This is a genomic window from Gynurincola endophyticus, from assembly GCF_003991195.1.
GTDB classification, from domain to species: Bacteria; Bacteroidota; Bacteroidia; order Chitinophagales; family Chitinophagaceae; genus Gynurincola; species Gynurincola endophyticus.
In genome coordinates this window covers 85233-97377 of sequence record NZ_RCWL01000003.1, presented here as the reverse complement: position 1 = coordinate 97377, position 12145 = coordinate 85233, and the positions used below count along the sequence as shown (strand labels likewise).

Here is a 12145-nt window from a genome sequence, read left to right as displayed (position 1 = left end):
TAATCGTTGAGACCATTTTTCTACTTTACTAACCCATCCAAGATTTTATGCTTCCTGCATTTCTTTAATTTTTTCTCTGATTTTAGCTTCGATTTCGTTGGCAAGTTCAGGATTATCGATGAGTAATTTTTTCACCGAATCTCTTCCCTGACCCAATTTATCGTTGTTGTAGCTAAACCAGCTACCACTTTTACCAACAACACCGAGATCAACACCCATATCCAGTATTTCACCTGCCTTAGAGATTCCTTCTCCGAAAACGATATCAAATTCTGCACTTCTGAAAGGAGGAGCCACTTTATTTTTTACCACTTTCACTTTCACTCTGTTTCCTACTGCTTCATCACCGTCTTTGATCTGAGCCATACGGCGGATGTCTAAACGTACGGATGAATAGAATTTTAAGGCGTTACCTCCCGTTGTGGTTTCAGGGTTTCCGAACATTACACCGATTTTTTCTCTCAACTGGTTGATAAAGATGCAAATCGTGTTTGTTTTATTAATAGTTGCGGTTAATTTTCTTAAAGCTTGTGACATCAGGCGGGCTTGTAATCCCATTTTACTGTCTCCCATTTCTCCTTCCAGTTCACCTTTAGGAACGAGGGCGGCTACTGAGTCGATCACCACTACGTCTAAAGCTCCTGATAGTATCAGCCGGTCTGCAATTTCAAGTGCCTGCTCACCATAGTCAGGTTGTGAGATTAATAAATTATCAACGTCAACGCCCAATTTGCGTGCGTAAATGCTGTCAAAAGCATGCTCAGCATCTATAATTGCACACATACCACCTTTTTTCTGTGCTTCAGCAATTACGTGAATAGCGATAGTTGTTTTACCAGAAGATTCCGGTCCGTAAATCTCCACAATTCTACCTTTCGGAAAACCGCCGATTCCTAATGCTACATCCAGGCCGATAGAGCCGGTAGAAATAGTTTCTATAGCATCCTGCGATTTTTCATTCATCATCATTACACTACCCTTACCAAAATCTTTTTCGATTTTGTCCATGGTAAGTTTTAGTGCTTTTAATTTTTCGCCACTCTTTTCGCTGTTTTTCTCGCTATTCTTTTCGCTTGACATATTTTGGATCGTTTATAATTTGAATGAATTAGTTGAGAGGTCAAAGATAAATATTATTTTGAAATAACTAATATTTTTAGCAAAAATTAGCTAATTATTTTATCTAACCACTTTTATGCTCATACGAGCCTATATTATATACGTAATATTATTAGAAATAAGTTGAATGTATAATAAATTCAATGAGACTTTTCTGTAGTTGTTGATAACTAATTGTGAAATAATTTTTTAAGAAAGTTATACACTTTTTCGCGCCTATTCCGCGTTATGTTTATCTTAGTGCGTGAATTTTGACCAATAGTTCTTAAAAAACGTTAAAATTCAACAGATTATAGCGCTGGTTTACAACTTTGTTGTTAATTTAGGCACGAATGTTGTTTAAACAGCCTCGGTTGCCGTAGAAACTTTTTTATCATTTAAATTGAGTTATATGAATTTCAAACATGCTTTATTAGCAGGTTTAACCCCAGTCCTGCTTTTCTCATGTGTAAGCCAAAAAAAGTACAAAGAACAGCTTGCAAAAAACGAAGAATTAACTGCAGCAAATGCTAAATTACAAGGTGATTTACAGTCTTGTGAAGATTTAAAAGCTGAAGAAGCTAAAAAAGCGGTTGCATTATTGAACGATATTGAAAGCCTGAAAAAACAAATCGCTTTCTTAAAAGAAAACAACAACTTAGCTTTAAAGCAATTAGAAGATTTATCAGTAATCTCTACAGCTCAGGCACAAAGTATCAAACAATCTTTAGATAACATTGGTGCTAAAGATGCATATATTCAAGGTTTACAAACAACCTTAGCTCGTAAAGACTCATTAAACATGGCTTTAGTGATGAATCTTAAAGGAGCTATCGGTAATCTTGATGATCAGGACGTAAACATCAAAATTGATAAAGGTGTAGTTTACATCGATATCTCTGATAAATTATTATTCAAAAACGGCAGCTTCGAAGTTACTAAAGAAGCTAAAACCGTATTAGGTAAAGTTGCTCAGGTATTGAAAAATCAATCTGATATTGAATTCATGGTTGAAGGTCATACTGACAACGCTGCTTACGCTAAAGGTGCAGACATGGATAACTGGGATCTTTCAGTTAAACGTGCAACTTCAGTGGTTAAATTATTACAAAAAGAGCATGGTTTAGATCCTGCGAAAATGACTGCTGCAGGTCGTGCAGAATACGTACCTGTTGCCAGCAACGATACTAAAGAAGGTAAAGCTGCTAACCGTCGTACCAGAATCGTAATCTTACCTCAGTTAGATCAATTCTTCAAATTATTTGAAACCAAATAATTCGAATAAGATTATAAAAAAACCTCCTCAGAATTTGTACTGAGGAGGTTTTTTGTTTTATATCATTCACTTTTAATTGTTTAAAGCTTCCTGTCGTTTGATATATGCCATTGCTATTTTTATCTGTTCGTAACTGTGTTCTTCGCCGAAGTAGTCTTTTGTTTCTTTAAGACTTACAAATGCGTGTTCTTTTATCAAACGTACCATTTTTTCGAGATCATTTTTCGGTACCAGCTTTTCCGCTTGTATTTTGCCCTGTTCAACACCTTCTGCGAGGTGTGAATATACAGTCGATTCCTTTATTCCTCTGAATTGAGCAATTTGCCCGATGCTCGTTCCGGCAATGAACAAATCGATAGAGGTTTTTCCGGATGTGCCTGACGTACCTTTTTTTCCGGTATATTTTAATAACCTGACATCTGAAGCCTCGAAATTCCGGAGTGCCTGTTCATTCCACTTCAGTAAGTCGCTTTCCTGAATAAAACCTGCTAATAATTGCTCTAAAAATTCCAGTTTCTTTTCTATCAGAAATGCCTGCTGATATTGTTGCGTGTTAAACTTCAGATAAAAAGAATCGGTTCCTTCCGGTTGTTGTTCTATATGCTGATACCAGTCTTCCAGAAAAGGAACCAGTTTTTTGCGGTAATATGCGCAACCGGACAATAAACGTTCTTTTATCCACTCGAAATTATTGCTCTTTTCTGTTTGTAATGCATGGCTTATCTGAGCGATGAAGTTTTTTCCGGTATTGTGATAAAAGTTGATGGTTTTATCCGTTTCCAGCACCCATAACATTTCCTTTTGTTTATCGGGAAGGTTCAGGTGTTTTACTTCTTCTACAAAATCATCCCACTGTATTAAACAGTCTTTCCAGTCAAATGCTTCTACTAACCGTAGCGTCAGATATCTTTTTTTTGCAACGTTCAACAGGTTCTGTAATTCTGTAGAGTGGCTGACACGCTGGTAGAAACGAACAACTCTTTCTTCTACCGTAATACTTGATCGGGATATTCGTGTATTGAGAACGAGCCCTTCTTTATTAGAAAGTCTGCTGAGGGCAACATATACTTGTCCGGCAGCAAATGCATCGCCGGCATCAATAATGGCTTTTTCGAAAGTTAATCCCTGGCTTTTGTGAATGGTAATTGCCCAGGCTAATTTAAGCGGATACTGTTTAAAACTTCCGAGCTCTTCTTCTTTGATGGACTTTGTTTTTTCATCATATGAATAGCGGATATTTATCCATTCTTCTTTTTCGAGCTCAAACGTGTAGCCGTTATCCAGCAGCTTGATCCATATTTTCGCATCACTGATTTTTTCAATCTGTGCCAGTTTGCCGTTGTAGTATCGGCGCTCCTCTCCTTTATCGTTTTTGATAAACATCACCTGTGCCCCTTCTTTAAGTGTCAGTTTAAGATCTGTAGGAAGCGCGTGTGAGGGAAAGTCTCCCTCAATAGATCCTTCAAAATGAAAAGCAGGTGTAGATAATAATTCAAGTTGTTGCTGGTTGATTTTATCGGCAGCTGCATTCAATGCTGTAAGGGTAATATAGTTTTCGTTCGACGGCGCTGTGAAGCCGGGGAAATAATGTTTATTAATTGCATCAATATCTTCCGGTAATAATTGGTTTAACCGGATTCTGTTGAGTAAGTTAATAAACTGAATATCTGTTTGGCGATAAATTTTTTCGAGTTCAATGATAATAGGCGGACTTTGTTTGAATGCTTTACTATCGAATATGAATCCGCTTTCGTAAAAGTTGCCGATACTTTGTTGCCATTCATTGGCTTTAATAACCGGCGGCAATTGATAGAGGTCTCCAAAATAAACGACCTGTACTCCACCGAAAGGGATATGCGGATTTTTTCGTACGGCTCTCAGCACAATATCAATACCGTCCAATACATCAGCCCGCACCATACTTACTTCGTCAATAATGAGCAATTCCAATTCGTTGAGCAATGTGCGTTTTGCTTTGGTGAGTTTCATTTGTTGAACGAGCGGATGGTCTTCGAGCCGTCCTTGCACGAATGGAATGATGGGAGAAAAGGGTAATTGAAAAAGGGAGTGTATCGTTACACCTCCGGCCTGGATGGCAGCTATTCCGGTAGGAGCAGCCACCATTGTATTCTTTAAGGTAGACTTTTGTAAATGTTTTAGCAGAGTGGTTTTTCCGGTACCCGCTTTTCCTGTTATAAAAATACACTGATGGGTATTCATTATAAACTCACAGGCCAACTCAAACTGTATATTTTTCTCCATTACTTTGAATAATATTTACCGGGATCAGCTAGTACTTTGTCCCATTGTTTTTGATGGCTTTGCTGCCATTTTATGTCCGGGTGCACATTCCAGTCTACTTTTTTCAGCGCTTCTTTTACTAAAGGCCGGTAGGTAGTGTTAATAAACAGAGGATGGAAGTAGTGCCAGTTTTCTTTTTGCGAAAATACTTTCCAAAAACTGTAAAAGTCAGTAAAAGACGAATTTTCCAACTGTAATAAATTAGATTCTTCATCAAACAAAGCTTCTTCCACAACTACCTTTCCTGTTATACCTTCCTGATACACAGTGTAACTCACAGCATCTGCAAAAATTTCGAAAAGCAACTCTTCCATGTACAACTATTTTACGTAAATAATGTTTAAAAAGATGATGGCGGCAAACTAGTAAATTTTGCTGTGATCCCAAGTTATATTCTGTAAATTGCGCACATGAAGGAGTATTTAAAAGGTTTGAATGAGAAACAGCGTGAAGCCGTTGAACGAATTAACGGGCCGTTGATGATTGTTGCCGGTGCCGGTAGTGGTAAAACAAAGGTTTTGACTACCAGGATTGCACATTTACTGGCATCAGGGGTAGATGCTTTTAATATTTTGGCGCTTACGTTTACGAATAAGGCAGCGAAGGAAATGAAAGAGCGTATCGAACATATTTTGGGTAATTCTGAAGCCAAAAACTTATACATCGGTACCTTCCACAGTGTTTTTGCGCGCATTCTCCGTGCTGAAGCACATCATATCGGTTATCCGAACAGTTTTACTATTTATGATACAGACGATGCCAAAAGTGTTATTAAAACGGTGGTGAATGAAATGAACCTCGATGATAAGCACTATAAACCGGCTACCGTCTACAGCAGAATTTCTTCTGCAAAAAACTCGTTGGTAGGTCCTGCTGAATATGCTACCGATTATCAAATACAACAGGAAGATAATCGCGCCAATCGTCCGGCGATGGCACAGATTTATGACGCCTATGTAAAACGTTGTTTTAAAAACGGTGCAATGGACTTTGATGATCTGTTGTTAAAGTTTTATGAACTGCTACGGAATGTTCCGGAATGTTTATCAAAGTATCAGCGTAAATTCAAATATATTCTGATCGATGAGTATCAGGATACCAACCCTGCTCAGTATGAAGTAATAAAATTATTAGGTGCTGCACATGAGAATGTTTGTGTGGTAGGTGATGATGCACAAAGTATTTATAGTTTCAGGGGTGCAACGATTCAGAATATCCTGCAATTTCAGGAAGATTATGAAGATGCCCATGTGGTAAAACTGGAACAGAATTACCGTTGTACCAAATCTATATTGAATGCGGCCAACGAAGTAATCCGAAACAACAAGGGGCAGATTCCAAAAGATCTCTGGACGGAAAATGCTCCCGGCGAAAAGATTACCATCGTTCGTACAATGACTGATAATGATGAGGGCAAATTTGTTGCAGATACTATTCAGGAACAAAAGTTAAGAAATCATTTCAGTAATAAAGACTTTGCTATATTATACCGTACGAATGCACAAAGCCGTGCTTTCGAGGAAGCTTTAAGAAGAATGGGTATTCCATATACCATGTTCGGGGGCATTAGTTTCTATCAACGAAAAGAGATTAAAGACTTTGTGGCTTATCTGCGATTGATAGTAAATAAACAGGATGAAGAAGCTTTAAAACGAATTATCAATTATCCGGTTCGGGGCATTGGTAAAACAACAATTGACAGAGTGTTACTGGCGGCTAACCAGAATAATATCACGATGTGGGAAGTGTTGGAGAAAGCAAGTATGTTTGGATTTAAAGCCGGCACACTGGAATCAATCAGCCAGTTTGTAACCATGTTACAAAGCTTTAGTACGATGCTTCAGCATAAAGATGCTTATGATGTTGCTGTTCATGTGGGAAAACAAACGAGTATCGTAAAAGAACTCTTTAATGATAAAAGTACTGAAGGGGTAGCCCGATATGAAAATATTCAGGAGTTATTAAACAGTATTAAAGAGTGGACCGAAAGTCCGGATAATGAAGATGGGGAACTTACTGATAAATCATTGGGGGCATATCTTCAGCAAATTACTTTGTTAACGGATGCCGACGACAAGGATCCGGATGCAGATACGGTAAAGTTAATGACGATTCATGCTGCGAAGGGGTTAGAATTCTCTTGTGTTTTTGCTGCTGGTCTTGAAGAAACCTTGTTTCCGAATGCTATGGCGATTAACTCGAGAGAAGAGTTGGAAGAAGAAAGAAGGTTATTTTATGTGGTAATTACCCGTGCGAAGAAAAAGTTATGGGTAACTTATGCTAATACGCGCTATAGATTCGGGCAGTTGGTTCAGAATGAGCCGAGCAGGTTTCTCGAAGAGTTGCCGGAAGAGAATGTTGACCGGTCATTTGCCGGTGGTGGTGTAAAAAATGCCGGTGGGTTTGGTGGAGGAAGTGCTTATGAAAGAATGAGTGGTAATCGTCCGGGAAGCGGTTGGTCAAATGCAAATGCGGCCAATGTTGCGGAGAAGCAATATGGTCCTCCGCCAAAAAAGAAACCTCCGGTACCGTCTTATGTGGGGCCTAAACCTGCTGCTAAAACGGTAGATCATCAACCTTCCAGCAACTTTGAACCGAGCGATACTTCAAACTTACAGGCTGGCCAGAAAGTAGAACATCAGAAGTTTGGTTTTGGTGAAGTGATAAAGGTGGAAGGATCACAATTGAACCCGATTGCAACTGTAAAGTTTGCTACAAACGGAGAAAAGAAAATAATGTTGAATTATGCTAAGCTGATGATTGTAGGATAATCCATACAAGAAAAAGATTCGTATAATAATAAAATAAATAGTCGTGCGACACAGAAAAGCCCGGAGTCTTAAGACTCCGGGCTTTTCTGTGTGTATCAGAAGGAGCTATACGCCCCGTTTTTAAAAAGATTTTTCTTTACTCTTATACGTAAATACGATACACACGGTTTATGTCAACTTTTGTTTTTATTAACACTTTTTTTGCCGAAATTTTCTTAATTTATGTCACCAATGTGTAGTAAATCATTCACCTATGAACTATCCGATCTACGCATTACACTATAAAACGATTGATAAGATTCATATACTTGAATCAAAGACTGCAAAACAAGTCATTATTGATCTACTAAACAATCTGATCAAACAAAAGCTGATTGTAATGCACGCCTGGTGCCTTACAGATCATCAATTGGATATAATTGCACACTTTCCCGCACCATCCAGTCTGAAAAAATTTGAGAATCATTTTCTCATTCCAAGCGCCGCTTCGGTTATTCAATGCCTGAAAGATGAAAATGACAGTCGACTCGACTGGATATACCCACATCTGGAAAATGCAAGTACACAATTAAAGTCAATTCATCCCTTTTTACTTTGGCAAACATCTACCGAAAAAAAACTACTCTCTCAAAAGAATAAACATGAATTGTATAATGCATTGAATGAAATTCATCGAATTCCAATTGAGTTCGGGTGGATACAAGATCCCTGCCACTATACGTATAGCTCATGCTACTCTTATGCCGGTGGTATCGGATTAATTAACCTTCGACTACTACACTTGGGTGAATAAACTATTGGTAGGCTTCCAGTAATTCTTTGGAGTTTCCTAAAAACAATTTTTTTCCGTCAATTACTGCCGGACGTTTCAAAAATGTATATTCAGATAAGATCAACTTCTTATAATCTGCCTCGGAAAGGTTCCGATCTTTTAAATTCATCGATTTATATTTTTGAGAACGCCTGTTAAATAAAGCTTCGTATGAACCCGCTATTTCCTTTAATTGGTCCAGATCTTGCTCATTAATATGTTCAGTTTTAATGTCTTGAAGCTTAAAACCTTTTTCAGCAGGATTTATTTCTTTGATAATTGTTTTGCAGGTACTACAGGTGGATAAATGGAAAAATTTCTTCATAATCAATAACTTGTGGACTAAATTGCTGAAATATCTAAAATAAAAGAAGGTAAAATTAAAAATTTATGCCGAATTTGTAATAATCTATAAAAGCTGACGACTAATAATAAAAAACTGTCTGTAGGTGAGTCATCAAATGAACCAAAATGACTTTATTGCGCTTATTCAAGAAAACCGAGGTATTATACATAAGGTAACCCATCTGTATTGTACCCAGGAAGAAGATAAGGAGGATTTATTTCAGGAGATCGTAATACAATTATGGAAGTCATATGGAAAGTTCAGAGGTGATGCAAAATTCAGCACATGGATGTACAGAATTGCGATTAACACCGCAATTACCTCCATTCGAAAAACTTCCAGAACAATACGAACCGTTTCTACTGAAGTCATTCCCGTCGAAATACAGTTAGAACAATACGACAAAGAAAAAGAAGCTCAACTCTACCAACTATATACCGCAATCAAAGAGTTGAATGAAATTGAACGAAGTATTGTGATGCTATATCTCGACGATAGGTCATATGATGAAATGGAAGAAATTCTCGGTATTAACCAGAATAACCTGCGGGTAAAAATGAACAGAATTAAAGATAAACTTAGAAAAATAACTAATAATAATTAATATGGAACTGGATAACCTGAAATCGCTCTGGCAAGAACAGGGGCAACCAGCTCAAAAAACTGTTTCGGCAACTGATTTGTTTGAAATCTTGAAAAAGAATTCAAAACATCCTATTGCAATGATTAAAAGAAATGTTTTGCTTGAGTTATGGGTGATGATTATTAGTTACACGGCCATGATTGTTTATTTTGGAACGAAAGAACAAGGCCTATATATTAACAATGCAATTTTTGTTGCTGTCTTTTTGTTTGCAGGACTCTTTTATTATTCCAGAAAGATCTCACTCCTCAACAAAATGCAGAATAATACAGATAAAATAAAAGTTAACCTGATCAAACATCTGAACCTGCTTAAAAAATACGTAAGGTTCTACTACTGGTTCGGAGTATTCTTATTACCCCTCGTTTACTTTATCACTTACATGATGGTAATTGTTGCGCGTGGACAAAAAGAGTTCCCTGAAAAAACCATGTGGGAAAATATTACGACGGAAAGTTCGCTCGTAGTGTTTATTATTACCGGAGTGATTTTAACGTTAATATCCCCATTCATTAATGGATGGTATGTAAAAAAACTTTACGGCAGTCATTTGAATAAACTCGAAAACCTCGTTAAACAAGTAGATGAATAATCTACTATAGGTATCAAAACCAAGAAAGAACCCCCAATTTTTTGGGGGTTAAAATTAAAATATTAAATGACTTCTGTGTTTGAGTGTTTCTTTCGACAGCTCTGCTACCAACTGAATCGAATGAATGTTCCTGATTTCGCTCAGTAATGTGCTAAAATAATCTTCTTCAACTTTTTCTCCCTTCATCAGCCACAGAAAATCCAGGTGTTTATATTCCGGAAGTAAATATTCTCCGTCAAATTTATTGCAATAGATATAATGCTTTAAAGCATGACTTTCACTGCCATGCTGGGCAATGGAGAAATAATATTTTCTCTCTTTCTTCATTAGCTGAATTTCGATATCATTATTGATTCTGAAATCAAAACCCAGGTGTACATTAATTGACCAGCAAAAATGATATTGCTTAATAGGGGCCATAATCCCTATTATGCGAGTGTCTTCAAAAAACTCATCAGTTATTTCTTCAAGGTCTAATTTCAGTTTCATTTTAAAACTCAATCGGTAATTTGATTTCTTCTTCTCCTCTCTTTACGATCACAATAGTCGATTGCCCTTTTTCAAAGCTGCCTAAAGCGTTCATGTAACCGTCCATTGAATTGGTGGCGATATCTCCGATTTTAAGAATAATATCTCCCGCTTTAATGCCGGCTTTCGCACCCGGTCTGCCTTCAGTAACTCCATCAATCTTTACACCCACTCCTGAATAACTGTAGTCGGGCATCACTCCCAAAGTTACGTTGAATTTACGAGTACCCATGGTTGGTTCTTTTGTGGCCTGGAAGGCGATTTCTGTAGCAGTTTCCCCTTTACTCAGCACCTTTTCAAGAAGTTGGGTAATTTTCAACATGCCCAAATAATTTATTTTATCAGCGTCGTCACTTGGTTTATGATAGTCTGTATGCGAGCCCGTAAAGAAAAACAATACCGGAATGTTTTTTCTGTAAAAAGAGGTGTGGTCACTGGGGCCTACACCACTGGTATCAAAGTTTACTTTGTAATCGCTTAAAAAGTTAGGTTGGTTGAACAATGTGCTCCAATATGGAGAGGTACCGAATCCGCCAATGGTAAATTGGTTTTCTTTCATTCTGCCTACCATGTCGAGGTTAATCATAAATTTTACGTTCGACAGGTTCAGTGTAGGATTATCAGCGTAATGCTTTGACCCTAACAGCCCTAACTCTTCAGCTCCGAAAGCGATAAATAAATAGTTGACATCTTTGGTTTTAAAAGTTTGTACTGATTTGCTCAGTTGCAACAATACAGCCGTTCCGCTGGCATTATCATCGGCACCGTTATGAATGGCCTTTACTCCCGAACGGTCGGTAGAATTGCCGTCTTCGCCATAGCCTAAGTGATCATAGTGAGCGCCTACTACAATTGTTTTAGCCGCCCCCCTGTCTAAATAAGCTATTACATTCTGACTGGTTCTGTATTGGTCAGAAACTTTTGCTTTAAAATGAAGATTATATACTTGTTCAGGATCTGCTAAATATTTGTTTGCCGCAGCTTTTGTTACATAAATCACCGGAATTTTACTTACCGGAGTACGGTCCTGCGCTGAAAAACTCAAATCTGCAATTTCTTTACTTTTATTATAAACAATCACTGCTTTTACTCCTTTTTCAGCTAACTGATCTGCATAATTTTTCACCGCATTCATATAGTCAAAATGAGGATGCAGCGTCTCGTTCTTTACAATTTCTCCCAGATCAACGATCCAGGTTGAATTAGGTTCAAGTAACGCAGGCGATACCAGTGCTTCGATATTCTCGGTAGCTTTTGTAAATGGAAACGGGAAGAAATCTGAATTCAACTTTAACTCCTGTTCATCAATGTAAAAAAAACTGGTGGCGTCTACTTTCTTTCCGTCGTAAATATCAAAATTCTGAATAGATGTTTTGGTAATACCGTTTTGCTGAAATTGCTGCTGAATGTAGGCTGCAGCCTTTTTCTCTGCATCAGTACCTGCTCTTCTTCCTTCTAAATCATCACTAGCCAGATGTTGTACCTGGGCCGTCATATACTCTAATTGCGCTTTCTCTGCTTTTTTTAGTTTTTGGGCATTGATAAAAAACGGAGAAATCAGGGCAAGAAAAAGGAAGAATTGTCTCATTTTGTCTTTTTTTAATTCAGGTAAAAAGTACACTTTTAAGTCAAAGTGCATACCAAATCAATGAGTATGAACTCACTGTTTTCAAGTAATACCGCCAAATTAAATATGATTTTCGTTAAAATGAAGCGGAAAACGATATTTCCTTTTTTTACGTCATTTTTTTTACGTTACTTTTGCAGATTGCCCTTTTC

At 37.5% G+C, this 12145-nt stretch carries 11 protein-coding genes; 5 read left to right on the top strand and 6 right to left on the bottom strand.

Going from position 1 to position 12145, the window contains the following annotated elements; all coding sequences use genetic code 11:
* Window positions 1–45: 45 nt before the first annotated feature.
* Window positions 46–1080 carry a recombinase RecA gene (recA, locus tag D9O48_RS06995; RefSeq protein WP_126972055.1) on the bottom strand — a complete coding sequence of 345 codons (1035 nt, stop codon included), beginning with the start codon at window positions 1078–1080 and terminating at the stop codon, window positions 46–48.
* 430 nt (window positions 1081–1510) lie between these two features.
* Here recA and D9O48_RS06990 point away from each other — a divergent pair, with 430 nt between their 5' ends.
* On the top strand, window positions 1511–2374 hold the full coding sequence (locus D9O48_RS06990) for an OmpA family protein (RefSeq protein WP_126972053.1): 864 nt from the start codon (window positions 1511–1513) through the stop codon (window positions 2372–2374).
* Between the two features lie 72 nt (window positions 2375–2446).
* Here D9O48_RS06990 and D9O48_RS06985 read toward each other — a convergent pair whose 3' ends face one another.
* Both D9O48_RS06985 and D9O48_RS06980 read right to left on the bottom strand, forming a co-directional pair.
* Window positions 2447–4636: a helix-turn-helix domain-containing protein gene (locus tag D9O48_RS06985; RefSeq protein WP_126972051.1), complete on the bottom strand. Its 2190-nt coding sequence runs from the start codon at window positions 4634–4636 to the stop codon at window positions 2447–2449.
* Complete coding sequence (locus D9O48_RS06980; RefSeq protein ID WP_126972049.1) at window positions 4636–4989, bottom strand: hypothetical protein; 354 nt, start codon at window positions 4987–4989, stop codon at window positions 4636–4638. The genes D9O48_RS06985 and D9O48_RS06980 overlap by 1 nt, the downstream gene beginning before the upstream one ends.
* A gap of 96 nt (window positions 4990–5085) precedes the next feature.
* Here D9O48_RS06980 and D9O48_RS06975 point away from each other — a divergent pair, with 96 nt between their 5' ends.
* Both D9O48_RS06975 and D9O48_RS06970 read left to right on the top strand, forming a co-directional pair.
* Complete coding sequence (locus D9O48_RS06975) at window positions 5086–7446, top strand: ATP-dependent helicase (RefSeq protein ID WP_126972047.1); 2361 nt, start codon at window positions 5086–5088, stop codon at window positions 7444–7446.
* Window positions 7447–7699: 253 nt separating this feature from the next.
* Entirely contained in the window at window positions 7700–8239 is a 540-nt protein-coding gene (locus D9O48_RS06970; protein ID WP_126972045.1) for a hypothetical protein, read from the top strand.
* Window position 8240: 1 nt separating this feature from the next.
* Here the strand turns inward: D9O48_RS06970 and D9O48_RS06965 are convergent, their stop codons facing one another.
* Complete coding sequence (locus tag D9O48_RS06965) at window positions 8241–8582, bottom strand: arsenate reductase family protein (RefSeq protein ID WP_126972043.1); 342 nt, start codon at window positions 8580–8582, stop codon at window positions 8241–8243.
* A 124-nt stretch (window positions 8583–8706) separates the two neighbouring features.
* On the opposite strand from D9O48_RS06965, the gene D9O48_RS06960 reads away from it, so the two are divergent.
* Window positions 8707–9207: an RNA polymerase sigma factor gene (locus D9O48_RS06960; protein WP_199750525.1), complete on the top strand. Its 501-nt coding sequence runs from the start codon at window positions 8707–8709 to the stop codon at window positions 9205–9207.
* Between the two features lies 1 nt (window position 9208).
* Complete coding sequence (locus D9O48_RS06955) at window positions 9209–9838, top strand: hypothetical protein (RefSeq protein WP_126972041.1); 630 nt, start codon at window positions 9209–9211, stop codon at window positions 9836–9838.
* A 54-nt stretch (window positions 9839–9892) separates the two neighbouring features.
* On the opposite strand, the gene D9O48_RS06950 is transcribed toward D9O48_RS06955, so the two are convergent.
* The gene (locus tag D9O48_RS06950; RefSeq protein WP_126972039.1) at window positions 9893–10327 is read right to left on the bottom strand and encodes an IPExxxVDY family protein; all 435 of its coding nucleotides are present in this window, start codon (window positions 10325–10327) and stop codon (window positions 9893–9895) included.
* Between the two features lies 1 nt (window position 10328).
* A complete protein-coding gene (locus D9O48_RS06945) occupies window positions 10329–11954 on the bottom strand; it encodes a M28 family peptidase (RefSeq protein ID WP_126972037.1) in 1626 nt (541 codons plus the stop codon).
* Between the last annotated feature and the right edge of the window lie 191 nt (window positions 11955–12145).